We start from the raw sequence: 24008 nt of genomic DNA on the forward strand, positions 1-24008 counted from the left end.
GACGGAAAAGAGAGCGGGCGTCAATAGAAAAATCAGCGTAAAGAGTGAGGAATATTCAGTGAAGATGAGATTAACTCATGTCGCTAAACGCTAAGATAATGATTCCTCAATAAACGGCAGCAACCACGCGCGCAAAGCTTCATCTTCCGGTCGCGTCAGTAATCCCAGCGACAAACGCAAACGAGTCTCCTCCAGCGGATGAAATACCACCCCCTGACGCTGTATCGCGGCAAATGACGCCGGCAGCAAAATCATCCCTTCTCCGCGTGCGATGCGCGCCAACAGGACGTCATGCTCAGCGGGCTCCTCCACATACGCCGGCACGTAGCCAATACGGTCAAAAATACGCCGGGTTGCGTCAAAAAAGGCCGGATTACGTTCGCGCCTGAACCAAAACAGCGGCCGATGATTCAGGTGTTTTAAGACCAGCCGGGGGATTGCGGATTCCGGCCATGACGCGGGTAGCGCCGCAATCAGCGCTTCATGATAGGGCAAAGGAGAAAGCGTTAACCCATCGGCGTCCAGCGGCAGCGCAACCAGCGCAGCGTTCAGCTTGCCTTTGCGCACTTGCCGGGCAAGGGCAGGCGACGAGTGGCGAAGGAGGGAAAGCGCACGGGCCTGGCGACCCAACGCCGATTCCAGAGACGCAAAAATACCCTGCTCAAAGGCGGTCGTCAGCCCCAGATGTAAGGGCTGCTGCCGGTCATCGGACAGCTGGCCTAGCGCACTCAGCGTCGTCTCCTGCAGCGCCAGAAGCGGACGAATAAGCTCCAGCACCCGCTCACCCTCTGCGGTAAGAATCAGCCCTTTGGTATGGCGGACAAAGAGCGTCACGCCCAACAGCGTTTCCAGATGACGGATATGGCGGCTCAGCGGCGGCTGTGAGATGAACAGTCGCTGCGCCGCCCGGCTGATATTATTCTCTTCCGCCACCACGGCAAAATAGCGCAGCAGGCGAATATCAAGAGTCTGTAAGCGTGAACTTGTCATACCTGAAAGGTATCACGAAAAGGGTATTACTCAAGTCCGATCAACGCCTCTAACCTTCTTCCCAACCCACCATCATTATGAGGAAAGATCATGACATCAGAGCGTTATACCACCGGCCTGGACATGTTGCAGCGCGTTGACGGTAAAGGCGGCGATGCCGTCGTCAAAAGCCTACAGGCCATCGCCCCGGACTTTGCCCGCTACCTGATTGAATTCCCGTTTGGCGATATTTACGCCCGCCCGGGGCTCGATTTACGCAGCCGTGAAATCGCCACCATTGCCGCCTTAACCGCGCTGGGCAATGCCGCACCGCAGCTAAAAGTACATATTGCCGCCGGGTTGCACGTCGGTTTGTCGCAGGAGGAGATTATCGAAGTCATCATGCAGATGGCGGTGTATGCCGGATTCCCGGCGGCCTTAAATGGCCTGTTCACCGCCAAAGAGGTCTTTGCGGCGCATTGATACTCCGAGACCAGACGCCGGTCTGGTCTCGGGCAGAGGCAGGATTAGAGCAGCTGCGCCAGGCGGTTAATATCCGACTGAATGGCACCAGCGGTCACGTCGCGGCCGGCACCCGGGCCGCGAATGACCAGCGGGTTATCGCGGTACCAGCGGCTCTCGATGGCAAAGACGTTATCGCACGGCAGCAGCGCCGCCAGCGGATGCTCCTCGCGGACGGCTTCAACGCCAACCCGCGCTTTTCCGTTGGCATCGAAACGCGCCACGTAGCGCAGAACCAGCCCCAGTTCACGAGCGGCCTCCAGACGTTGCAGCATCTGTTCGTTCAGCTCTTCGCCATTCTCAAAGAAGTGATCCACGGAGCCCTCTTCACAGTGCGCAGGCACCAGCGATTCCACCCGCACCTGATCGGGCTCGATGTCATAACCGGCTTCGCGCGCAAGGATAACCAGCTTACGCATCACGTCTTTCCCCGCCAGGTCAACGCGCGGGTCCGGCTCCGTCAGCCCCTGCTGCCAGGCCTGATCGACCAGATCGGTAAACGGCACGGTGCCGTCAAACTGCAGGAACAGCCAGGAGAGCGTGCCGGAGAAAATACCGCTCAGCGCCAGAATGGTATCGCCGCTGTCAATCAGGTCGCGCACGGTATGGTTCACCGGCAGACCCGCGCCGACGGTAGCGTTGTACAGCCAGTGACGGCCCGTTTTCTCGAACGCATCGTGAATCTGACGATATTTGTCGCTGCTGCTGGCACCGGCCAGCTTATTCGCACTGATGACGTGGAAACCATGGCTGGCAAAATCGAGGTACTGATCGGCCAGCTGCTCGCTGGCGGTCACGTCCAGCACCACTAAATCATCATACGGATGAGCGCGCATCCACAGGAACAGCGACTCTTCGTCCTGCTCAACGGCTTCATCGTTGAAAAAGGCCAACGCGCGGCTGGCATCCAGACCGTCGTAGTTAAGCAGGCTGCGGCGGCTGTCCACCACGCCAGCGAGGACAAACTCAAAGCCGGTGCGGGCTGAGAGCGTGCTCTGTTCACGGGCAAACAGCTCCAGCCAGCGCGAGCCGATATTGCCTTTACCAAACAGGACCAGGCCAATACGTTTTTCTGCCCGGAAAAGAGACTGATGCAGGCCCTGAATCAGGCTTTCCGTCGGGCCTGCGCGCAGCACCGCCACCAGGCTAATCCCCTCTTCAGACTGCCAGGTAAACTCGACAGGCTGCCCTTTCAGCTGCTGCCAGAAACGGTGGCAGTGCAGCGGGTTACGGCTGACACCAGCCCCGACCATTGCCACCAGCGCCAGTTTCTGACGCAGACGCAGCTCGCCCGGCAGACCGGCTTCATCGAGCAGGCGCAGCGCGCTGTCGGCCACTTCCGAGGTATAGCAGAACTGCAGCAGCTTACGGTCGGCATGTACGCCAACCGCCAGCGGGCGCAGTTGGGCGCGTTTAAAGATAAGATCCAGCTCCTTGTGCGCCAGCTTGAAATCCTGACCGGCGGGCACCTGGAACTCAATCAGGCAGACATCATCATGGCTGGTGACAATACGCGCACCGGTGCCAGACGCCAGCACGCGCTCAATGCGCGTGGAGCCTTGCTCAGGCGTGTAGCTACAGCGCAGCTGCAGATCGATATCGCTACCGGAGACCGGTTGAAGGGTGCGTGCGTGCAGGACCGGAGCCGCCAGACGCGCCAGCTCGCTGGCTTCATCCAGGCGCAGCAGCGGCAGCAGGCACGCATCCTTCACTTTACGCGGATCCGCGCTGTAAACCCCGGCCACGTCGCTCCAGATAGTGACGCGCGAAGCTCCGGCCAGGGCGCCAATTTGGGTAGCGGAATAGTCAGAACCATTACGCCCCAGCAGCACGGTTTCCCCGGCGCTGTTGCGCGAGATGAAGCCGGTCACCACCAGACGTTTGTTGGGATGTTGCGCCATCAGCTGTTGCAGCAGCGGATAAGACAGACCTTCATCCACCTGCGGCTGCGCAGCACGTTCGGCGCGCAGGAAGCTACGTGCGTCAAGCCATGCCGCTTCCAGTCCCAGCTGGTTGAGCACCGCTGCCATCAGACGCGCAGACCACACTTCGCCGTGGCCGACCACTTCGGCATATACCGCATCGGTCACGCCGCTATCCAGCAAGCCGGCGAGACGCTCGAGGTCGTGAATAAACGATGCGATCAGCGTATCCGCCGCTTCTGCCGACAGCAGGCTGGCGATCAGCTCCATATGGTAACGGCGCAGCGACTGCTGTACCTGATGCGCAGAAAGGCGATCGGTCTGGCTGAGCTTCAGCCAGCTAATCAGCTGATTGGTGGTGCTGCCCGCGGCGGAGACAACCATCATGTCCCCGGCCTGCGAGTATTCCGTCATGATCCCCGCGACGCGCAGGTAACATTTCGCATCCGCTAAACTACTCCCACCAAATTTGTGCAGCTGACGACCCTTCGCCCCTGCCTGCGCATTCACACTCATGTTTATTCCTCGTTTGCTGCCCGGAAGCCATTTTCCAGGTCGGCAATTAAATCTTCACCATCTTCAATACCGGTCGAAATACGCAGAAGCGTTTCTGAAATCCCCGCCGCCGCGCGCGCCTCAGGTGCCATACCTGCATGGGTCATCGTCGCAGCGTGCGAAATCAGACTTTCTACGCCCCCCAGCGATTCGGCCAGCGTAAACAGCGATAATCCGCTCAGAAAACGACGCAGCGTCTGCTCATCGCCCTTCAGCTCAAAGCTTAACATCGCGCCAAAACCTTTTTGCTGACGGGCAGCAATCTCATGCCCCTGATTTTGCGGCAGAGACGGATGATACAGTTTTTTCACCAGCGGCTGGGTTTTCAGATAGTCGACAATCGCCAGCGCATTGCGCTGTGCGACTTCCATACGCGGAGAGAGCGTACGTAAACCTCGCAGCAGCAGGTAGCTGTCAAATGCGCCGCCGGTCACGCCGATATTATTCGCCCACCATGCCAGTTCGGTGACAACCGCCGGATCTTTCGCAATCACCACCCCGGCCACCACGTCAGAATGCCCGTTCAGGTATTTGGTGCACGAATGCAGCACCAGATCGGCTCCCAGCGCCAGCGGATTTTGCAACGCCGGACTCAGGAAAGTGTTATCCACCACGCTCACCGCCCCCGCTTCACGAGCCAGCGTGCAGATTTTCGCAATATCCACCACCCGCAGCAATGGATTACTTGGGCTTTCGACCAATACCAGCTTCGGTTTTTCAGACAATGCCGCACTCAGCGCCTGTTCATCGTTCTGATCGACAAACAGAACCCGATAGCAGCCGCGCTTCGCCAGGCTATCAAACAGACGATAGCTGCCGCCGTAGCAGTCGTGAGGCGCCACCAACAGATCGCCGGGCTTCAGGAATACGGTTGTCACCAGCAGAATCGCCGACATGCCGGTATTGGTCAGAACGGCGCCCGCTCCCCCTTCCAGCTCCGCCAGCGCGCGCTGTACCACATCGCGGGTAGGATTACCGCGGCGGGAGTAGTCATGGGCACGAGGTTCATTAAAGCCGGTGAAGTTGTAGGTACTGGAAAGGTGAATCGGCGGGACAACGCAACCGTATTGTTCGTCGTCATTTAAACCGCTACGCACTGCGATGGTGGCCTGTTTACGCGTCATGTTGGGCAGTTCCTGGGCTGAATCGGTGAAAAGTCAGGCACCAGAGTAATCATTGTCACAATAGACGTCAATACATCTGGACATCTAAACTTCTTTGCGTATAGATTGAGCAAATAGAGAATAGCCGTTAAAATTATATGCATTAGCGCATCTCTGCAGGGGCTTATCGGGTGTCAGAACGCCCCCTCTACGGTAAACTACGCGCAATTATGGCCCGGACCCTGGGTTCTGGCCCTTAACTAATGACTAGAGGATTAAAGGTATCTCATGGCTGAATGGAGCGGCGAATATATCAGCCCATACGCTGAGCACGGTAAGAAGAGTGAGCAAGTAAAAAAAATTACGGTATCCATTCCTCTGAAGGTGTTGAAGATCCTCACCGATGAACGCACGCGTCGTCAGGTCAACAACCTGCGCCACGCCACCAATAGCGAACTGCTGTGTGAAGCGTTCCTGCATGCATTTACCGGTCAACCGTTACCCAACGATGAAGACCTGCGTAAAGAGCGCAGCGATGAGATCCCGGAAGCGGCGAAACAGATTATGCGCGAGATGGGTATCGACCCGGATACGTGGGAATACTAAGTCAATAAAAAAGGGCGGAAGTGACCTTCCGCCCTTTTTACGTCTCTTCCCGCCCACCCTGAATTTGCATTCAGGGCATAACGACAGAAACAAAAAAAGCCGCCCGTGGGCGGCTTTTTCTTCCGGCAACTTACTTGCTGGTGCCTGGAACGCTGAAGCGCTTGTTGAAGCGGTCAACGCGGCCACCGGTCGCAACATCACGCTGCTTGCCAGTGTAGAACGGGTGGCATTTACCGCACACGTCGAGGTTCAGGTCGTGACCTACGGTAGAACGGATTTTCATGACATTACCGCAAGAGCAAGAAGCAGTAATTTCTTCGTATTTCGGATGAATATCTTTTTTCATGGGAGAACCTCAGTTAAGGCCGCGTCGCTCTTCCAGCCCTAACGCCAGACACCACGCGATGTTAATAATTTCCCGGCGCAATTCCGCTAAACGCAATCCCCGGGTAATAGATTCTGATGCTGCACGAAGCGCACCAAAGGCGGCGAATCATACAGAATTTGACCAGCATATGCAAACTGATCCGCGAGCCCTTATCACAATGTGTATACTAACCGGCCAGATTTCAAGTCAGGAAGATGACATGCCCGTCGCCCACGTTGCCCTGCCCGTCCCGCTGCCCCGTACCTTTGACTACCTGCTACCTGAGGGAATGCCGGTCAAAGCAGGCTGCCGCGTGCGCGTGCCGTTCGGTAAGCAAGAGCGTATTGGGATTGTGACCGCCGTCAGCGAACGCAGCGAGCTGCCGCTGGATGAGCTCAAGCCAGTTATCGACACGCTGGATGCCGAACCGGTATTTTCTTCTGCCGTCTGGCGACTGCTGCTGTGGGCGGCCGACTACTATCATCATCCTATCGGCGATGTGCTGTTCCACGCCCTGCCGATCATGCTTCGCCAGGGGAAACCGGCCAGCGCGGCGCCGCAGTGGTACTGGTTCGCTACCGAACAGGGCCAGGCTGTCGATATCAACAGCCTCAAACGCTCCCCGAAACAGCAGCAGGCTCTGGCCGCACTGCGTCAGGGGAGGATCTGGCGTCACCAGGTTGCGGAGCTGGAGTTTAACGATGCGGCGTTGCAGGCTCTGCGCGGGAAAGGACTTTGCGAGCTGGCAAGCGAAGCACCCGCCCTCACCGACTGGCGAACCCACTTTGCGGTACCCGGCGAACGGCTGCGCCTCAACACCGAGCAGGCCACTGCCGTCGGGGCGATTCACAGCGCATCGGACCGTTTTTCAACCTGGCTGCTGGCGGGGATTACCGGCTCCGGGAAAACGGAAGTTTACCTCAGCGTACTGGAAAATGTGCTGGCGCAAGGCCGACAGGCGCTGGTGATGGTGCCGGAAATTGGCCTGACGCCGCAAACCATCGCCCGTTTCCGTCAGCGATTTAACGCCCCGGTTGAAGTTCTGCACTCCGGCCTTAACGACAGCGAACGTCTTTCCGCGTGGCTGAAGGCCAAAAATGGCGAGGCGGCCATCGTCATCGGCACGCGTTCCTCGCTGTTCACGCCATTTAAAAACCTGGGCGTGATCGTTATCGATGAAGAGCACGACAGCTCCTATAAGCAGCAGGAAGGCTGGCGCTATCACGCCCGCGATCTGGCGGTCTGGCGCGCCCATAGCGAACAAATCCCGATTATTCTTGGCTCGGCAACCCCGGCGCTGGAGACCTTATACAACGTTCGTCAGGGAAAATATCGCCAGCTGAAGCTGACAAAGCGTGCGGGTAATGCCCGTCCGGCGCAACAGCATGTGCTGGACCTGAAAGGACAGCAATTACAGGCAGGACTCTCCCCGGCGCTGATTGCCCGCATGCGTCAGCACTTGCAGGCCGATAATCAGGTGATTCTGTTTTTGAACCGCCGCGGCTTCGCTCCGGCGCTGCTGTGCCATGACTGCGGCTGGATCGCCGAATGCCCGCGCTGCGACAGCTACTACACCCTGCATCAGGCGCAGCATCATCTGCGCTGCCACCACTGCGACAGCCAGCGCCCGATTCCGCGTCAGTGCCCCTCCTGCGGCTCGACGCATCTGGTGCCGGTCGGGCTGGGGACCGAGCAGCTGGAGCAGGCGCTGGCGCCGCTGTTCCCCGGCGTGCCGATCTCACGCGTCGACCGGGATACCACCAGCCGTAAAGGCGCACTCGAACAGCACCTCAGCGATATCCATCGCGGCGGGGCGCGTATTCTGATCGGCACACAGATGCTGGCTAAAGGTCATCATTTCCCGGACGTTACCCTGGTGTCGCTGCTGGATGTCGATGGCGCGCTGTTTTCCGCCGATTTCCGCTCGGCAGAACGCTTCGCTCAGCTCTATACCCAGGTCTCTGGCCGCGCAGGACGCGCGGGTAAACAGGGCGAGGTGATTTTGCAAACCCACCACCCGGAACATCCGCTGCTGCAAACGCTGTTGTATAAAGGCTACGACGCCTTTGCCGAACAGGCGCTGGCCGAAAGGCAGACCATGCAGTTGCCGCCGTGGACCAGCCATGTCCTGATTCGTGCCGAAGACCATAACAACCAGCAGGCGCCGTTGTTCCTGCAGCAGTTGCGTAATTTACTGCAGGCCAGTCCGCTGGCCGATGACAAACTGTGGGTGCTGGGCCCGGTTCCGGCACTGGCGCCCAAACGCGGGGGCCGCTGGCGCTGGCAAATTCTGCTCCAGCATCCTTCCCGCGTTCGCTTGCAGCATATCGTCAGCGGTACGCTCGCCTTGATCAATACGCTGCCGGAAGCGCGCAAGGTAAAATGGGTTCTCGACGTCGATCCTATTGAAGGTTAAGCCTTCTCTTGCGAGACGGATCGAAAAAATTCAACGGCCATCACGTTTTTCATGAAAATTCTGTAACTCTCTACATCGACTATCTGCTAAAAATGTTGCTGATGTCAGATCGCAAGGGATGTGTCTGCGCCAGTCAGCGAGGAGAAAACAGGTGAAGCCCAAAAAACAGGTGGTTGCCGCCACAATGAAAGACGTCGCCCTGAAGGCAAACGTTTCAACGGCAACCGTGTCCCGAGCGTTAATGAATCCGGATAAGGTTTCTCAGACTACCCGTAACCGGGTGGAGCAGGCGGCGCTTGAAGTCGGCTATTTGCCGCAGTCGCTCGGACGCAATATGAAACGTAACGAATCGCGTACGATTCTGGTCATCGTACCGGATATTTGCGATCCCTTTTTCAGCGAGATTATCCGCGGCATTGAGATTACCGCGGCGGAACAGGGATATCTGGTGCTGATCGGCGACTGCGCCCACCAGAACCGGCAGGAAAAGACCTTTATCGACCTGATCATTACCAAGCAGATCGACGGTATGTTGTTGCTAGGCTCCCGCCTGCCGTTTGACGCAGGCGTGGAAGAGCAGCGCAATCTACCGCCAATGGTGATGGCGAATGAATTTGCGCCGGAGCTGGAGCTGCCCACGGTGCACATCGATAACCTCACCGCCGCATTTAATGCCGTGAATTATCTGCACGAACTGGGTCACCAGCGTATTGGCTGTATCGCCGGCCCGGAAGAGATGCCGCTCTGCCACTATCGTCTCCAGGGCTATGTGCAGGCGTTGCGTCGTAGCGGGATCACCATCGATCCGCACTATATCGCTCGCGGCAACTTTACCTATGAAGCAGGGGCCAGCGCGCTGGAACAGCTTCTGGCGCTGCCGGTGCCACCAACCGCGGTCTTCTGCCATAGCGATATTATGGCGCTGGGGGCGCTGTCGCTGGCAAAACGTCGGGGCCTGAAGGTACCTGACGACCTGTCGATTGTCGGTTTCGATAATATCTCTTTATCCGAATTTTGCGATCCGCCATTGACGACCGTTGCGCAACCGCGCTTTGATATTGGCCGCGAAGCAATGCTCCTGTTACTGGATCAGCTACATGGTCACAATGTGAACAGCGGTTCACGATTGCTGGACTGCGAACTGATCGTTCGCGGCAGTACACGCAAAATCAGAGCATAACCATCAGGTTTTCGGGCCTGCTCTTCTGGTCAAAGGCCCGCCGCTTAAGTAACATGGCGGACTGACGAACGAATAAAACAGCGAAACGATAGTGGCACAACGAGATTATGTACGCCGCAGCCAACCGGCTCCTTCGCGGCGCAAAAAGGGTAATACCCGAAGCTCAAGGAATAAACAGAGCAGCCTTCCGGCGGTTTCACCCACTATGGTTGCGATCGCGGCGGCAGTGCTGGTGGCCTTTATCGGTGGGCTGTACTTCATCACGCACCATAAAAAAGAAGAAGCGGAAGCGCTGCAAAACCGTCAGGTGGCAGGTAATGGCCTCCCGCCGAAACCGGAAGAGCGCTGGCGCTATATTAAAGAGCTGGAAAGTCGCCAGCCAGGCGTCCGTGCGCCTACTGAACCGACGGCCGGCGGGGAAGTGATGAAACCCGAGCAGTTGACCAACGAACAGCGCCAGCTGCTGGCACAAATGCAGGCGGATATGCGCCAGCAGCCGACCCAACTGACCGAGGTGCCGTGGAACGAACAAACCCCGGCTCAGCGCCAGCAAACGCTGCAGCGTCAGCGTCTGGCGCAGCAACAGGTACAACAACAGCAGCAGCAGGCTCAACAACAATGGGCGCAAACCCAGCAGCAGGCGCCGGTGCAGCAACAGCCGCGCGTGCAGCAGCGCGTGGCAGAGCAGCAGCCAAAGCCGGTACAGCAACCGAAACAAACCGCCTCGACGCAGCAGCCGTATCAGGATCTGCTGCAGACGCCTGCGCATACTACCGCACAGCCTAAAACCCAGGCGGCTGCGCCGGTCGCTCGCGTTGAAGAGGCGCCGAAAGCAGCGGCGGAGAAGAAAGACGATCGTAGCTGGATGATTCAGTGCGGCTCCTTTAAAGGCGCAGAACAGGCGGAAACCGTTCGGGCGCAGCTGGCGTTTGAAGGGTTCTCCTCACACATTACCACCAACAATGGCTGGAATCGCGTGGTCATTGGGCCGCTGAAAGGCAAGGAGAGCGCCAACGATATGATCACTCGCCTGAAGATGGCCGGACACGCAAACTGCATTCGTCTCGCCGCCAGGGGTTGAAACCCCAAAAATCCCCCCCATCTATAATTGCATTCTGCCCCGCGTGAAGCGCGGGGCCCCTATTCCGCTTTTGTAACCAAGGGGTCTGCTCGTGACAACAATAGTTAGTGTTCGCCGTAACGGCCATGTGGTTATTGCCGGTGATGGCCAGGCCACGCTTGGCAATACCGTCATGAAAGGTAACGTGAAAAAAGTGCGTCGTCTCTACAACGACAAAGTGATCGCGGGCTTCGCCGGCGGCACCGCCGACGCCTTCACGCTGTTTGAACTGTTTGAACGTAAACTGGAAATGCATCAGGGCCACCTGGTCAAAGCCGCCGTGGAACTGGCGAAAGACTGGCGTACCGATCGTATGCTGCGCAAACTGGAAGCTCTGCTGGCCGTGGCGGATGAAAACGCTTCGCTCATCATCACCGGTAACGGTGACGTGGTGCAGCCAGAAAACGACCTGATTGCTATCGGCTCCGGTGGTCCCTACGCTCAGGCCGCTGCCCGCGCTCTGCTGGAAAATACCGATATGAGCGCACGCGATATCGCAGAGAAGGCGTTGAATATTGCAGGTGATATCTGCATTTATACCAACCATTTCCACACCATCGAAGAATTAGCCTCTAAAGCGTAAGGATCTCCCATGTCTGAAATGACCCCACGCGAAATTGTCAGCGAACTGGACAAACATATTATCGGTCAGGACGCGGCGAAGCGTTCTGTCGCTATCGCGCTGCGTAACCGCTGGCGCCGTATGCAGCTGAACGAAGAGCTGCGTCACGAAGTCACGCCGAAAAACATTCTGATGATCGGTCCGACCGGTGTGGGTAAAACGGAAATTGCCCGTCGTCTGGCGAAACTGGCCAACGCGCCGTTCATCAAAGTTGAAGCCACAAAATTCACCGAAGTGGGCTATGTCGGGAAAGAAGTGGATTCGATTATCCGCGACCTGACCGATGCGGCGATCAAAATGGTCCGCATGCAGTCCATCGATAAAAACCGCTATCGCGCGGAAGAACTGGCGGAAGAGCGCATTCTTGATGTGCTGATCCCGCCGGCAAAAAACAACTGGGGCCAGGCTGAACAGCCTCAGGAACCGTCTGCTGCACGTCAGGCATTCCGCAAAAAACTGCGTGAAGGCCAGCTCGACGATAAAGAAATCGAGATCGATCTCGCCGCCGCACCGATGGGCGTGGAAATCATGTCCCCTCCGGGCATGGAAGAGATGACCAGCCAGCTGCAGTCGATGTTCCAGAACCTCGGCGGCCAGAAGCAAAAGCCGCGCAAGCTGAAAATCAAAGACGCAATGAAGCTGCTGATCGAAGAAGAAGCGGCGAAGCTGGTCAACCCGGAAGAGCTTAAGCAGGACGCCATCGATGCCGTTGAACAGCACGGTATCGTGTTTATCGACGAAATCGACAAAATCTGTAAGCGCGGCGGCAACAGCTCCGGCCCGGATGTCTCTCGCGAAGGCGTACAGCGCGACCTGCTGCCGCTGGTCGAAGGCTGCACCGTGTCGACTAAGCACGGGATGGTGAAAACCGACCACATTCTGTTTATCGCCTCTGGCGCATTCCAGGTGGCCAGTCCGTCTGACCTGATCCCTGAACTGCAGGGCCGTCTGCCGATTCGCGTCGAGCTGAAAGCGCTGACGACGGAAGATTTCGAGCGCATCCTGACCGAGCCGAACGCCTCCATCACCGTCCAGTACAAAGCCCTGATGGCGACCGAAGGCGTCAACATCGAGTTTACGGAAGACGGCATCAAGCGTATTGCGCAGGCGGCATGGCAGGTTAACGAAACCACCGAAAACATCGGTGCACGTCGCCTGCACACCGTACTGGAGCGTCTGATTGAAGACATCTCCTTTGACGCCAGTGAAATGGGTGGTCAGAGCATTATTATTGATGCCGAGTATGTCGGTAAGCATCTGGATGTGCTGGTGGCGGATGAAGATCTGAGCCGTTTTATCCTATAATCCGGTTCAATGTATTTTCATCACAATCGATGGGGCTATATATAGCCCCATTTTTTTGGCCAGGAATTATGACTGAACAACCGATAAACCGAACCCAGGCCTGGCTGGAAAGCCTGCGGCCAAAAACGCTACCGCTGGCCTTTTCCGCCATTGTTGTCGGTACGACGCTCGCGTGGCAGCAGGGGTACTTCGATCCCTGGGTCGCGCTGCTGGCGCTGATCACCGCCGGCCTGCTACAAATCTTATCCAACCTGGCCAACGATTATGGCGATGCCGTTAAGGGCAGCGATAAACCCGACCGTATCGGGCCGCTACGCGGCATGCAAAAAGGGGCCATTACCCAGGCGCAGATGAAACGCGCGCTGATCGTTACCGTGGTGCTGATTTGCCTCTCCGGGCTGGCACTGTTGTTCTGCGCCTGGCAGACGATGGCCGATTTTATTGGTTTCATGGTGCTGGGGAGTTTAGCGATTATCGCCGCGATCACCTACACCGTCGGCACCCGGCCCTATGGCTATATCGGCCTTGGCGATATCTCGGTGCTGGTGTTCTTTGGCTGGCTTAGCGTCGCAGGGAGCTGGTATCTCCAGGCCCACACGATTGAAGCAACCATTTTCCTCCCCGCCACCGCCTGTGGTCTGTTAGCCGCCGCGGTGCTGAATATCAATAATCTGCGCGATATCGACAGCGACAGAGAGAACGGCAAAAACACGCTGGCAGTACGTCTGGGGCCGCTCAACGCCCGCCGCTATCACACTTGCCTGCTCATCGGCGCGCCGCTGTGCCTGGCGCTGTTTACTCTGATTTCTCTGCATAACCCATGGGGTTGGCTGTTCCTGCTCGCCACGCCGCTGCTGGTGAAGCAGGCGCGATTTGTGATGCGCGAGCGCGAGCCGGTGGCGATGCGCCCGATGCTGGAACGCACGGTGAAAGCCGCGCTGTTGACCAACCTGCTGTTTGTCATTGGGATTATTTGCAGCAAGCTGGTGGGTTAACTGACAAATATCAATTAACAATTGATGATTTTGCCAACAATACGATTCGCGAGATATACTAAAATCTCTCGCAGCAACTGAACGTTAAGCCTATGAAATACGATACTTCCGAGCTTTGTGACATCTACCAGGAGGATGTCAACGTAGTGGAACCTCTGTTCTCCAACTTTGGGGGGCGGTCGTCGTTTGGTGGACAAATCATCACGGTGAAATGTTTCGAGGATAACGGGTTGCTATACGATATGCTCGAACAGAACGGCCGTGGTCACATCTTGCTGATCGATGGCGGGGGTTCCGTCCGACGTGCGTTGATTGACGCTGACCTGGCGCGTCTTGCCGTACAAAATGAGTGGGAAGGGATTGTCGTCTATGGCGCGGTGCGTCAGGTTGACGACCTTGAAGACCTGGATATTGGCATCCAGGCGCTGGCCGCCATTCCCGTGGGGGCCGCTGGTGAAGGTATCGGCGAAAGCGATGTACGCGTCAATTTCGGCGGTGTGACCTTCTTCTCCGGTGACCATCTGTATGCCGATAATACCGGGATCATCCTGTCCGAGGATGCACTGGATATCGAATAACCTGCCCACTAATAAAAAAGGCCTTCTCTCTGAGAAGGCCTTTTTGTTTGTGTCACGCCAGAATTAGTACAGTTTCTTCGCGCAATCCAGCCAGTCATTTTTGAACGGACGCTTCATGTTCTCGATAGCGTCGATGATGTCGTGGTGCACCAGCTTCTCGTTCTGAATACCGACGCAGCGGCCACCAAATCCCTGCTGCAGCAGTTCAATGGCGTAGGCGCCCATGCGCGAGGCCAGAATACGGTCATAAGGAACCGGGGAACCGCCGCGCTGAATGTGGCCCAGAACGGTCGCACGGGTTTCACGGCCGGTTTCTTTCTCAATGTAGTGCGCCAGCTCGTCCACGTCGCACATATGTTCGGTAATGGCCACGATAGCGTGCTTCTTACCTTTGGCGATGCCCGCTTTGATTTCAGCAACCAGATCGTCACGCGTGTATTCCACTTCCGGCACCATGATGAATTCACAGCCGCCGGCAATCGCCGCAGCCAGAGTCAGGTCGCCGCAGTAACGTCCCATCACTTCAACAACCGAAATACGCTGGTGGGAAGAAGAGGTATCGCGAAGGCGGTCAATGGCTTCCACCACGGTGCTCAGCGCGGTAAAGAATCCGATGGTGTAGTCAGTGCCTTTGATATCGTTATCGATGGTGCCAGGCAGGCCGATGCACGGGAAGCCCATCTCAGTCAGGCGCATCGCCCCCATGTAAGAGCCATCGCCGCCGATAACGACCAGCGCATCCAGGCCACGCTTTTTCATGTTCTCGAGCGCCACGGCGCGAATATGCTCTTCGCGGAACTCCGGGAAGCGTGCTGACCCGAGGAAAGTGCCGCCGCGGTTGATCATGTCAGAAACGCTATAGCGGTCGAGCTGAACCATGCGATCTTCATACAGGCCGAGGTAACCGTCATAGATTCCAAAAACTTCCAGACCTTCCGTTAATGCTGCGCGCACAACGCCGCGAATTGCTGCGTTCATGCCCGGAGCATCACCGCCACTTGTCAATACACCGATTTTCTTAATCATGACTACCTCTGAACTTAGGAAGCAAAAAATAATCCTGTTGCCTGAAGCGCTCCTTCACCAGGAGTGCACGACGATAATTGCAATAGTATATCAAACGCTTCTGGCTGAATTGATTCAGGTCAGACCAAATGGCGGTAATTTATACAAAAAATGCCGATCTGCCCCACACTTTTACATCGAGTTTACAGACTATAACCCAAAGCTCAAAAAACGCCCTGCCGCGCCAGCGGCACCACAGAACAGGGATCCTGATGGATAATGACATCAGAACCCGGGAAACGGTGCAGAATCGCCTGCTCGACCTGATCGGCAATAACGTGTGCCTGAACCAGCGGGAGGTTATCTTCCATTTCCAAATGTATTTGAATAAAGCGAGTCGGCCCTGACTGCCGCGTCCGTAGATCGTGTGCCCCGCTGACGCCTGGCCATTCGGTCACGATATTGATAATTTCCTGACGTTCCTCGTCAGGAAGCGCGCGGTCTAATAACGACTGAATGGCGTCATAACCCATACGCAGAGCGCTATATAAAATATAGATGCCAATCCCGAGAGCAAACAGCGCGTCGGCACGATGCCAACCATACCAGGAGAGACCCAGCGCCACCAGAATTGCGCCGTTCATCATAACATCAGACTGATAATGAAGCATATCTGCTCGCACCGCCTGACTTTGCGTTTTTCTCACCACCCAACGCTGGAACGTTACCAGCACCAGCGTGCTGACCAGTGCGATCAGCGTCACGGCAATACCGACACCCGCCGCCTGCATCGGCTCCGGACGCGCCAGGTGCTGAATACCGGTCAAAAACAGAAACAGAGCCGACCCGGAGATAAACATACTTTGTGCCAGCGCGGCCAACGATTCTGCCTTACCGTGGCCAAAAGTATGTTCCTCATCAGCGGGTTGAAGCGAATAACGCACGACCAGCAGATTCGTTAACGAGGCGGCAATATCCACCAGCGAGTCCACAAGCGCAGCCAGAATACTCACAGACCCGGTGTACCACCACGCAAAAATCTTGATCAAAAGTAACGCGGACGCCATCACCGTCGCCGCAATAGCCGCACGGCTCACCAGCCGCCCATAAGATTGATTCATACATGCTCCTTTTCGGCGATGCGCTTAGTATAACCTGAACTTTTGTCGCCACGAGGAGCAAGGCGGGAGTCGTTTCGCTGAATGACAGGCAAAAAAAACCCCCACATCATGTGGGGGAAGACAGGGATGGTGTCTATGGCAAGGAAAACAGGGTCTACTACTGGGGTTGCACGGTATTGCTACTACTCGACAGCATGGTTGCTGAACCTTTTTGCATCCTTGCAACCTCACGCAACTGATCCATTCGTTGCTGGTGTTTAGCATTAAGAACCGCTTGCTGCTCCGGCGTTAACAGGTGGTACATCTGGTTGCGAACCTTCGCCATTTCAATCTGGCGAGTAACCTGTTCCTGCGCCATTTTATTAGCCTGAGCGCGCACAGCGTTTTCATCAAAATTTTCTGCGGTGACAAGACGATGCATTGTCTCCATTTCGCTAACATTAATGGGTTGCCTGTCATGGCGTGCCCGTTGCATAAGATCTCGTAACTGCTGGCGTTGCTGTTCGGTTAAACTTATGCCGTCAAACATATGACTCTGGCTGGTGCGCTGCGCCCCGTCGTCTCCAGGGAGCCAGTTAACGCTGGTAACGACTTCAGCGGCTTGGCTATATGCACTTAGCGCCAGCGTTGAGGCCATGACGGCAGCAATAACATTGCGCATCACATACTCCCAATACGTTTGTGTCTGTGTAGCGATTCAACGAGATACAGTCTACGATTCGGGCTGCAAACATGCGTCAGGGGGTGTAAAACAACGTAAAGTCATGGATTAGCGAGCCTTGATGACGTAATTTCTGCCTCGGAGGTATTTAAACAATGAATAAAATCCTGTTAGTTGATGATGACCGGGAGCTCACCTCCCTGTTAAAAGAGCTGCTCGATATGGAAGGATTTAACGTGCTCGTGGCCCATGACGGGGAACAGGCGCTGGCCCTTCTGGACGACAGCATCGATTTACTTTTGCTTGATGTGATGATGCCGAAGAAAAACGGTATCGATACGCTTAAAGAGTTACGTCAGACACACCAGACCCCGGTTATCATGCTAACTGCCCGCGGCAGCGAGCTGGATCGCGTTCTCGGCCTCGAGCTGGGCGCCGATGATTACTTGCCTAAGCCCTTCAACGATCGTGAGCTGGTGGCGCGTATACGCGCGATTCTGCGCCGTTCTCACTGGAGTGAGCAGCAGCAAACCACCGAAGTCGGTTCCCCGACGCTGGAAGTTGACGCCTTGAGCCTCAACCCCGGCCGCCAGGAAGCCAATTTCGATGGTCAGACCCTGGAGCTGACCGGCACGGAGTTCACCCTGCTCTACCTGCTGGCGCAGCATCTTGGCCAGGTTGTCTCTCGTGAACATCTGAGCCAGGAAGTATTGGGAAAACGCCTGACGCCGTTCGATCGCGCCATCGACATGCATATTTCCAATCTGCGTCGTAAGCTGCCGGAACGCAAAGACGGCCATCCGTGGTTTAAAACCCTGCGTGGACGCGGCTACCTGATGGTTTCGGCTTCATGATAGGAAGTTTAACCGCACGCATCTTCGCTATTTTCTGGCTCACGCTGGCGCTGGTGTTGATGCTGGTTCTGATGTTGCCCAAGCTGGACTCGCGCCAGATGACCGAACTGCTGGAGAGCGAACAGCGTCAGGGCACCATGATTGAACAGCACGTCGAGGCCGAACTGGCGACCGATCCCCCCAATGACCTGATGTGGTGGCGTCGGCTGTTTCGCGCTATCGATAAGTGGGCTCCGCCGGGACAGCGTTTACTGCTGGTCACCAGCGAAGGCCGCGTGATCGGTGCAGAACGCAACGAAATGCAGATCATTCGTAACTTTATCGGCCAGGCCGATAATGCCGATCATCCGCAGAAAAAACGCTACGGCCGTCTGGAAATGGTCGGGCCGTTTTCCGTCAGGGATGGGGAAGATAATTACCAGCTCTATCTGATCCGCCCTGCCAGCACCTCCCAGTCCGATTTTATCAACCTGCTGTTCGACCGCCCGCTGCTCCTGCTTATCGTCACGATGCTGGTCAGTTCGCCGCTGCTGCTGTGGCTGGCCTGGAGTCTGGCCAAACCGGCGCGCAAGTTGAAAAACGCCGCCGATGAGGTCGCGCAAGGCAACCTGCGTCAACATCCGGAACTGGAAGCCGGCCCGCAGGAGTTTTTAGCCGCCGGGGCCAGTTTTAACCAGATGGTCACGGCGCTGGAGCGCATGATGACCGGTCAGCAGCGTCTGCTGTCCGATATTTCCCACGAGCTGCGTACGCCGCTTACGCGCCTGCAGCTGGGCACGGCCTTACTGCGCCGTCGCAGCGGCGAGAGCAAAGAGCTTGAGCGTATTGAGACCGAGGCCCACCGGCTGGACAGCATGATTAACGACCTGCTGGTGATGTCGCGCAATCAGGCGAATAACGCGCTGGTCAGTGAAACGGTGAAAGCCAATCAGCTGTGGGGCGAAGTACTGGATAACGCGGCGTTTGAAGCCGAGCAGGTTGGAAAATCCTTCACCGTCGAGTATCCGCCGGGCCCCTGGCCGCTGTACGGCAATCCTAATGCGCTGGAAAGCGCGCTGGAAAATATCGTCCGTAACGCGCTGCGCTACTCGCACACCAAAATTTCGGTCAGTTTTTCGGTGGATAAAGACGGCATCACGGTCAACGTCGATGATGATGGTCCGGGCGTCAGTCCGGAGGATCGCGAGCAGATTTTCCGTCCGTTCTACCGTACCGACGAGGCGCGCGATCGCGAGTCCGGCGGCACCGGTCTGGGGCTGGCGATTGTCGAGGCCGCGATTCAGCAGCATCGCGGCTGGGTCAAAGCCGATGACAGCCCGTTAGGCGGTTTGCGGCTGACCATCTGGCTGCCGCTGTATAAGCGCACCTGATCGCTCTTCTCCGGCTTATGCTGCGCTTCGCCGGGCTACAACAACCGTCCACAGACGGGTAGCCCGGACAGGCGCAGCGCGCCGCTTCCGGGATAATTCGCAGCCAGCGCCTCCGGCGATATCGGCGAACTATTTCCCCCACAATCTCCGCGAATTGTCTTCGATCTGCCCGCTCAGACGCCGTTTCTGCAGGGTACGGCTCCAGCTCGCCGACAGCCCCGCCGCCGAGAGCAGGCGATGGTATTGTTCGTCATCGAACGGCATATGCCAGGCAATGGCGCCCGCCTCATGGACGCTCACGTCGCTGAGTCGGGAAACCAGCTCCAGCGGCGCATCGCCGGATACCAGCCCGCCCGCCACGACCCGATACAGCCAGCCGGTTTTACCGCTGTTCTGCATGAGCTGCGCCATATCGCTGACAGCAAAATGATAGTTAAGCTTGAAGCACGGTGAACGCGGCTGCGTCACCTGAATCAGCGCCTCTCCCCAGCGGAAGATGTCGCCGATACAGACGTCGTTTTCCGTTAGCCCTTCGGTCGAGAGATTCTCGCCAAACGCCGGGGCGCAGAAAAGATCCGCCTGCTGCGGAAGTTCAAGAGCCCAATGGGCGTAGTGTTCACGGGGATAGTGGCACAGCGCGCGGTCCGGCCCGCCATGTATTTTCTTCTCCGCCTGTTCATCGCCCTCCAGCCCCAGTTCACCGAGGGTCAGTTCACCGTCGACCTGAATTTTACCGATGGCGCTTGGACGGCTGCCGTCGTAATCCTTTACCTTGCCCACAAAGACATTCACCGGATAGTGCATCGCTGCTCCTTTGCTGCGGATATAAAAAAAGCGAGTCATCAGACTCGCTTCTCGTTCAGCACAATGCAACCTTATTTTTTGGCGGCAAAACGCGCTGCTGCTTCGTCCCAGTTAACCACGTTCCAGAACTCTTTGATGTAGTCCGGACGACGGTTCTGGAATTTCAGGTAGTAAGCGTGTTCCCAAACGTCCAGGCCCAGAATCGGGAAGCCGGAAGCGCCGGAGATAGCTTCGCCCATCAGCGGGGAGTCCTGGTTAGCGGTAGAAACCACGGCCAGTTTGTCGCCCTTCAGCACCAGCCATGCCCAGCCAGAACCGAAACGGGTCGCAGCTGCTTTTTCAAACTCAGCTTTGAAGTTATCAACGGAACCGAAATCACGTTCGATAGCGGCTTTCAGGTCGCCCTGCAGGGTAGTACCGGTTTTCAGGCCTTTCCAGAACAGGCTGTGGTTAGCATGGCCGCCCGCGTTGTTACGCAGTACGGTTTTTTTGTCAGCCGGCAGCTGATCCAGTTTAGCGATCAGTTCTTCAGCAGACAGGCCAGCAAATTCCGGCAGGCTTTCCAGCGCAGCGTTGGCGTTGTTAACGTAGGCCTGGTGATGTTTAGTGTGATGGATTTCCATCGTCTGCTTATCAAAGTGCGGTTCCAGGGCGTCATAAGCGTACGGCAGGGCTGGCAGTGTATAACTCATAATCATCTCCATTATTGTTAAGCGGCAGGAAGTGTTAATGCCGAGTAAGCAGTTGGTTCATTATAGTTAATTAAATGATATTGAAAACGCTTATCAATGCCGTATTTTTAATAAGGTTATAACCACAGGGTATACCTGCATTTTTGTGAGCTGGAACAAGTAATTAAGTTTTTGGTTGCCAGAGTTCAGCGTCACATGGCAACAGCCTGAAGGCGAGAAAACTGACCGATTTTTACACTCATCGTGTCGGAAGAAGATTTATCCGATAAAAAAATAGATGAGGATAAAATCAATGAATCACGCGATTACGATGGGTATTTTTTGGCATTTGATAGGTGCGGCCAGTGCAGCCTGTTTCTATGCCCCGTTCAAACAAGTTAAACAGTGGTCATGGGAAACCATGTGGTCAATCGGCGGGATTGTCTCCTGGCTGATTCTTCCCTGGGCTATCAGCGCGATGCTGCTGCCTGATTTCTGGGCCTATTACCGTTCCTTCAACGCCTCCACGCTGCTGCCGGTGTTTCTGTTTGGCGCGATGTGGGGGATCGGCAATATTAACTACGGCCTGACCATGCGCTACCTCGGCATGTCGATGGGGATCGGTATTGCCATCGGGATTACCCTGATTGTCGGTACGCTGATGACCCCGATTATCAACGGGCAGATCGATGTGCTGCTGCATACCCAGGGTGGCCAGATGACGCTGCTCGGCGTGCTGGTTGCGGTGATTGGCGTGGCGATAGTCACCCGCGCCGGCCAGCTGAAAGAGCGCAAGATGGGCATTAAAGCCGAAGACTTCAATCTGAAAAAAGGGCTGATGCTGGCGGTGATGTGCGGCATTTTTTCTGCCGGGATGTCCTTTGCGATGAACGCCGCCAGACCCATGCATGATGCCGCGGCGGCGCTGGGGGTTGACCCGCTGTATACCGCGTTGCCCAGCTATGTGGTGATTATGGGCGGCGGCGCGCTGGTCAACCTTGGCTTCTGCTTTATTCGTCTGGCTAAAGTCAAACACCTGTCGATCAAAGCCGACTTCTCGCGGGCAAAACCGCTGATCGTCGCCAACGTGCTGCTGTCGGCGCTGGGCGGCCTGATGTGGTATCTCCAGTTTTTCTTCTATGCCTGGGGCCACGCCAGTATTCCCGCGCAGTATGACTACATGAGCTGGATGCTGCATATGAGCTTCTATGTGCTGTGCGGCGGGCTGGTCGGGCTGGTGCTGAAAGAGTGGAACAACGCCGGGCGTCGTCCGGTCAGCGTGTTAAGTCTGGGCTGCGTGGTGATTATCATCGCCGCCAATATCGTTGGCCTCGGAATGGCCAGCTAACGCCCTATGCGGCAACGCGACTGCGTTGCCGCCACTGCCCAGGGGTCATGCCAATTTCACGATTAAAGACGACGGAAAAGTAGTTGCTGTCTTCAAATCCGCACTGCATCGCAATGTCACCAATCAAGCGCTCGGTGTGCTGCAATAAATACTGCGCGTGGCAGATACGCAGCTGACGCAGGTAATGGTTGATCGTCATCCCGGTCTGCTGGCGAAACTGCTGACGCAGCGCACGCTCGCCGCACCCTTCCCGCTCACAAAACAGCTCGAGAATAAAAGGTCGGTTCAGGCTGCCGGCCAGTTCGGTCAGCAGCTTATCGAGGAGCGTTTCGCTTTGGGTCGCCGCCCGGTTATCGGTCGCATAGCGGTGGCGATGAAGAATCAATACCAGCTGCGCAAACAGCAGCTCGGCCATGTTATTAGCCTGCGCATCGCCGCGGGCGCTCTCCTGCTCCAGCTGAGTAATCACCTGGCGAACCTGGGCCATACCAGAACTGCCGATCCGCCAGTGCGGCATCCACGACGTCCCAAACAAACCGGGAATATGGGCCGCCCAGTCAAAGTTAAGCCGCAGACGATCCGGGCAATAGATGACGTTTTGCAGAACTAAATCATTCACCGAGGCGTAGGAGTGTTTGTCTTCGGCGCGAATATAAAACAGATCGCCACGGGTAATGCGCCATGGGCGATCGTTAAGGACATGCAGGCCATTTCCCCGCCATACCAGCACCAGTTCGCAGAACTCGTGGGTATGCTCGGCGAAGACATTTTGCGGATAACGGTCGGCAACCGCTACCGCCTGAGAAGGAGAGGCAAAAAACTCATCTTTGCGCAGAATCAGCTGACCAGCCACTACCAGAACTCCACCGCCAATAACGGTTTATTATTCGCGTTTTTGCTCGCTAAAACGTTGACTGCTCTCGCGTTACTGAAGAATGGCGTCCCGTCCCTGGCGAATATCGCGCGGCGACCAGGAAAACTCGCGGCGAAAAAGCGTCGAAAAGTGGTTACTGTCGCCGAAACCGCAGCGATAGGCAATATCCGTAATGCTCTCATCGCTATGGCGTAGCAGGTGACGCGCCTTCATCAGTCGCACCCGATTGAGGTAGCGCTGCGGCGTCAGGCCGGTCTGTTGCTTCAACTGGCGATGTAACGTTCTCAGCGACAGGGAAAACTTAGCCGCCACCTCCTCCCAACAGACCTCCTCGGCGAAGTGATCTTCCAGCCAGGCCATCAGCTGATTCAGCCGCGCTTCGTTGCCGACCGCCCCTTCCGCGAGGCTGCTTTTACGCAGCAGGACCAGCAGTTGCATAAAGAGAATCTCCCGTCCGGCGAGCGTATGCATATCCGGTTCGAGACCGATATCTTCCATTTGTCCGACGATCTGCCGTACCTGCTGCAGCACGGTCTGGTTCACCCGCCAGTGAGAAAGGTAATTTCCCTCTTGCTCCTGCGGTAACAGCTGATTGACGCCATTCAGAAAGCGAAAGGCATCCGGCGCGCGGTAGAGCACGTTCGTCAGGCATAAATTGTCCGTATGTTCATAGAGATGACGATCGTGATCGCGAATAAAGCACACCGAACCGCCGCTGATGGTATAGGGCTGGCCGTTAAACACATGAATCCCCGTACCGTGCTCAACGATGACGATTTCATGGAAATCGTGATGATGTTCCGGGAACGCCGCCTGAGGGAGACGTGGCTCAATGGCCACAGCAGAAGTCCCGGACTTAAAGAAATCCACGCTGTGCAAGATGGTCATAACGGCGCCCTCGAAATGAGAAATGTTATCAATCAGTGTCACAAATAGTAATTAAGGGTCCGCAATCCGGCCTTCAATTTTTGACCGCAAAATTCGTAAAACCTGCCGCTTTTTCAAGAAACAGCCGGAAAGATCGGGAACTGCGGACAACA

General features: G+C 56.4%; 23 protein-coding genes. 12 read left to right on the forward strand and 11 right to left on the reverse strand.

The window, feature by feature from the left end:
* Nucleotides 1–90: 90 nt before the first annotated feature.
* The gene (locus tag GRPL_RS21590) at nucleotides 91–990 is read right to left on the reverse strand and encodes a LysR family transcriptional regulator (protein WP_032698442.1); all 900 of its coding nucleotides are present in this window, start codon (nucleotides 988–990) and stop codon (nucleotides 91–93) included.
* Between the two features lie 90 nt (nucleotides 991–1080).
* Here GRPL_RS21590 and GRPL_RS21585 point away from each other — a divergent pair, with 90 nt between their 5' ends.
* Nucleotides 1081–1452, forward strand: coding sequence for a carboxymuconolactone decarboxylase family protein (locus GRPL_RS21585; RefSeq protein ID WP_032698444.1), 372 nt, complete (start codon nucleotides 1081–1083; stop codon nucleotides 1450–1452).
* 44 nt (nucleotides 1453–1496) lie between these two features.
* On the opposite strand, the gene GRPL_RS21580 is transcribed toward GRPL_RS21585, so the two are convergent.
* Nucleotides 1497–3929 carry a bifunctional aspartate kinase/homoserine dehydrogenase II gene (locus tag GRPL_RS21580; protein WP_004869409.1) on the reverse strand — a complete coding sequence of 811 codons (2433 nt, stop codon included), beginning with the start codon at nucleotides 3927–3929 and terminating at the stop codon, nucleotides 1497–1499.
* Between the two features lie 2 nt (nucleotides 3930–3931).
* Nucleotides 3932–5092, reverse strand: a complete 1161-nt coding sequence (gene metB / locus GRPL_RS21575) for a cystathionine gamma-synthase (RefSeq protein WP_032690084.1) — start codon at nucleotides 5090–5092, stop codon at nucleotides 3932–3934.
* Between the two features lie 267 nt (nucleotides 5093–5359).
* Between metB and metJ the strand changes: the two genes are divergently transcribed.
* Nucleotides 5360–5677 carry a met regulon transcriptional regulator MetJ gene (gene metJ / locus GRPL_RS21570; protein ID WP_004869405.1) on the forward strand — a complete coding sequence of 106 codons (318 nt, stop codon included), beginning with the start codon at nucleotides 5360–5362 and terminating at the stop codon, nucleotides 5675–5677.
* Nucleotides 5678–5807: 130 nt separating this feature from the next.
* Here metJ and rpmE read toward each other — a convergent pair whose 3' ends face one another.
* Nucleotides 5808–6023, reverse strand: coding sequence for a 50S ribosomal protein L31 (rpmE, locus tag GRPL_RS21565; protein ID WP_004869403.1), 216 nt, complete (start codon nucleotides 6021–6023; stop codon nucleotides 5808–5810).
* A gap of 241 nt (nucleotides 6024–6264) precedes the next feature.
* On the opposite strand from rpmE, the gene priA reads away from it, so the two are divergent.
* The 7 genes from priA to rraA all read left to right on the forward strand — a co-directional run bounded on the left by priA (nucleotide 6265) and on the right by rraA (nucleotide 14260).
* Nucleotides 6265–8460, forward strand: a complete 2196-nt coding sequence (gene priA / locus GRPL_RS21560; protein WP_032690086.1) for a primosomal protein N' — start codon at nucleotides 6265–6267, stop codon at nucleotides 8458–8460.
* A gap of 151 nt (nucleotides 8461–8611) precedes the next feature.
* Complete coding sequence (cytR, locus tag GRPL_RS21555) at nucleotides 8612–9640, forward strand: DNA-binding transcriptional regulator CytR (protein ID WP_004869399.1); 1029 nt, start codon at nucleotides 8612–8614, stop codon at nucleotides 9638–9640.
* 91 nt (nucleotides 9641–9731) lie between these two features.
* Nucleotides 9732–10721, forward strand: a complete 990-nt coding sequence (gene ftsN, locus GRPL_RS21550; protein ID WP_072010661.1) for a cell division protein FtsN — start codon at nucleotides 9732–9734, stop codon at nucleotides 10719–10721.
* A 91-nt stretch (nucleotides 10722–10812) separates the two neighbouring features.
* Complete coding sequence (hslV, locus tag GRPL_RS21545) at nucleotides 10813–11343, forward strand: ATP-dependent protease subunit HslV (protein WP_004869393.1); 531 nt, start codon at nucleotides 10813–10815, stop codon at nucleotides 11341–11343.
* A gap of 9 nt (nucleotides 11344–11352) precedes the next feature.
* Nucleotides 11353–12687 carry an ATP-dependent protease ATPase subunit HslU gene (gene hslU, locus GRPL_RS21540; RefSeq protein WP_004869389.1) on the forward strand — a complete coding sequence of 445 codons (1335 nt, stop codon included), beginning with the start codon at nucleotides 11353–11355 and terminating at the stop codon, nucleotides 12685–12687.
* Nucleotides 12688–12755: 68 nt separating this feature from the next.
* Entirely contained in the window at nucleotides 12756–13682 is a 927-nt protein-coding gene (gene menA / locus GRPL_RS21535) for a 1,4-dihydroxy-2-naphthoate polyprenyltransferase (RefSeq protein ID WP_032698447.1), read from the forward strand.
* 92 nt (nucleotides 13683–13774) lie between these two features.
* Nucleotides 13775–14260: a ribonuclease E activity regulator RraA gene (rraA, locus tag GRPL_RS0125515; protein ID WP_004869382.1), complete on the forward strand. Its 486-nt coding sequence runs from the start codon at nucleotides 13775–13777 to the stop codon at nucleotides 14258–14260.
* 63 nt (nucleotides 14261–14323) lie between these two features.
* Here rraA and pfkA read toward each other — a convergent pair whose 3' ends face one another.
* The 3 genes from pfkA to cpxP form a co-directional block, all read right to left on the reverse strand.
* Nucleotides 14324–15286, reverse strand: coding sequence for a 6-phosphofructokinase (gene pfkA / locus GRPL_RS21530; protein WP_004869378.1), 963 nt, complete (start codon nucleotides 15284–15286; stop codon nucleotides 14324–14326).
* 203 nt (nucleotides 15287–15489) lie between these two features.
* On the reverse strand, nucleotides 15490–16386 hold the full coding sequence (gene fieF, locus GRPL_RS21525; RefSeq protein ID WP_004869375.1) for a CDF family cation-efflux transporter FieF: 897 nt from the start codon (nucleotides 16384–16386) through the stop codon (nucleotides 15490–15492).
* A gap of 157 nt (nucleotides 16387–16543) precedes the next feature.
* Nucleotides 16544–17047 carry a cell-envelope stress modulator CpxP gene (cpxP, locus tag GRPL_RS21520; protein WP_004869373.1) on the reverse strand — a complete coding sequence of 168 codons (504 nt, stop codon included), beginning with the start codon at nucleotides 17045–17047 and terminating at the stop codon, nucleotides 16544–16546.
* A 155-nt stretch (nucleotides 17048–17202) separates the two neighbouring features.
* On the opposite strand from cpxP, the gene cpxR reads away from it, so the two are divergent.
* A complete protein-coding gene (gene cpxR / locus GRPL_RS21515; protein WP_004869370.1) occupies nucleotides 17203–17901 on the forward strand; it encodes an envelope stress response regulator transcription factor CpxR in 699 nt (232 codons plus the stop codon).
* The gene (gene cpxA, locus GRPL_RS21510; protein WP_004869367.1) at nucleotides 17898–19271 is read left to right on the forward strand and encodes an envelope stress sensor histidine kinase CpxA; all 1374 of its coding nucleotides are present in this window, start codon (nucleotides 17898–17900) and stop codon (nucleotides 19269–19271) included. The genes cpxR and cpxA overlap by 4 nt, the downstream gene beginning before the upstream one ends.
* A gap of 129 nt (nucleotides 19272–19400) precedes the next feature.
* Here the strand turns inward: cpxA and yiiM are convergent, their stop codons facing one another.
* Both yiiM and sodA read right to left on the reverse strand, forming a co-directional pair.
* A complete protein-coding gene (yiiM, locus tag GRPL_RS21505) occupies nucleotides 19401–20075 on the reverse strand; it encodes a 6-hydroxyaminopurine reductase (RefSeq protein WP_032696642.1) in 675 nt (224 codons plus the stop codon).
* Nucleotides 20076–20146: 71 nt separating this feature from the next.
* Nucleotides 20147–20767 carry a superoxide dismutase [Mn] gene (gene sodA, locus GRPL_RS21500; RefSeq protein WP_032698449.1) on the reverse strand — a complete coding sequence of 207 codons (621 nt, stop codon included), beginning with the start codon at nucleotides 20765–20767 and terminating at the stop codon, nucleotides 20147–20149.
* Between the two features lie 292 nt (nucleotides 20768–21059).
* On the opposite strand from sodA, the gene rhaT reads away from it, so the two are divergent.
* Complete coding sequence (rhaT, locus tag GRPL_RS21495; RefSeq protein WP_032690095.1) at nucleotides 21060–22094, forward strand: L-rhamnose/proton symporter RhaT; 1035 nt, start codon at nucleotides 21060–21062, stop codon at nucleotides 22092–22094.
* Nucleotides 22095–22098: 4 nt separating this feature from the next.
* Here the strand turns inward: rhaT and rhaR are convergent, their stop codons facing one another.
* Nucleotides 22099–22947, reverse strand: a complete 849-nt coding sequence (gene rhaR / locus GRPL_RS21490) for an HTH-type transcriptional activator RhaR (protein ID WP_032696643.1) — start codon at nucleotides 22945–22947, stop codon at nucleotides 22099–22101.
* Between the two features lie 72 nt (nucleotides 22948–23019).
* A complete protein-coding gene (gene rhaS, locus GRPL_RS21485; RefSeq protein ID WP_032690143.1) occupies nucleotides 23020–23856 on the reverse strand; it encodes an HTH-type transcriptional activator RhaS in 837 nt (278 codons plus the stop codon).
* Nucleotides 23857–24008 lie beyond the last annotated feature (152 nt).

Source organism: Klebsiella planticola ATCC 33531 (assembly GCF_000735435.1).
Classification (GTDB): Bacteria; Pseudomonadota; Gammaproteobacteria; order Enterobacterales; family Enterobacteriaceae; genus Klebsiella; species Klebsiella planticola.

Bases quoted from the DNA above. Each gene is read 5' to 3' on its own strand.
- cpxP (WP_004869373.1), bottom strand. From the start codon at position 17,047: ATGCGCAATGTTATTGCTGCCGTCATGGCCTCAACGCTGGCGCTAAGT.
- cpxR (WP_004869370.1), top strand. From the start codon at position 17,203: ATGAATAAAATCCTGTTAGTTGATGATGACCGGGAGCTCACCTCCCTG.
- GRPL_RS21585 (WP_032698444.1), top strand. From the start codon at position 1,081: ATGACATCAGAGCGTTATACCACCGGCCTGGACATGTTGCAGCGCGTT.
- metJ (WP_004869405.1), top strand. From the start codon at position 5,360: ATGGCTGAATGGAGCGGCGAATATATCAGCCCATACGCTGAGCACGGT.
- rhaS (WP_032690143.1), bottom strand. From the start codon at position 23,856: ATGACCATCTTGCACAGCGTGGATTTCTTTAAGTCCGGGACTTCTGCT.
- rhaT (WP_032690095.1), top strand. From the start codon at position 21,060: ATGAATCACGCGATTACGATGGGTATTTTTTGGCATTTGATAGGTGCG.
- yiiM (WP_032696642.1), bottom strand. From the start codon at position 20,075: ATGCACTATCCGGTGAATGTCTTTGTGGGCAAGGTAAAGGATTACGAC.
- metB (WP_032690084.1), bottom strand. From the start codon at position 5,092: ATGACGCGTAAACAGGCCACCATCGCAGTGCGTAGCGGTTTAAATGAC.
- menA (WP_032698447.1), top strand. From the start codon at position 12,756: ATGACTGAACAACCGATAAACCGAACCCAGGCCTGGCTGGAAAGCCTG.
- rpmE (WP_004869403.1), bottom strand. From the start codon at position 6,023: ATGAAAAAAGATATTCATCCGAAATACGAAGAAATTACTGCTTCTTGC.
- GRPL_RS21590 (WP_032698442.1), bottom strand. From the start codon at position 990: ATGACAAGTTCACGCTTACAGACTCTTGATATTCGCCTGCTGCGCTAT.
- priA (WP_032690086.1), top strand. From the start codon at position 6,265: ATGCCCGTCGCCCACGTTGCCCTGCCCGTCCCGCTGCCCCGTACCTTT.
- rraA (WP_004869382.1), top strand. From the start codon at position 13,775: ATGAAATACGATACTTCCGAGCTTTGTGACATCTACCAGGAGGATGTC.
- GRPL_RS21580 (WP_004869409.1), bottom strand. From the start codon at position 3,929: ATGAGTGTGAATGCGCAGGCAGGGGCGAAGGGTCGTCAGCTGCACAAA.
- fieF (WP_004869375.1), bottom strand. From the start codon at position 16,386: ATGAATCAATCTTATGGGCGGCTGGTGAGCCGTGCGGCTATTGCGGCG.
- pfkA (WP_004869378.1), bottom strand. From the start codon at position 15,286: ATGATTAAGAAAATCGGTGTATTGACAAGTGGCGGTGATGCTCCGGGC.
- sodA (WP_032698449.1), bottom strand. From the start codon at position 20,767: ATGAGTTATACACTGCCAGCCCTGCCGTACGCTTATGACGCCCTGGAA.
- hslU (WP_004869389.1), top strand. From the start codon at position 11,353: ATGTCTGAAATGACCCCACGCGAAATTGTCAGCGAACTGGACAAACAT.
- cpxA (WP_004869367.1), top strand. From the start codon at position 17,898: ATGATAGGAAGTTTAACCGCACGCATCTTCGCTATTTTCTGGCTCACG.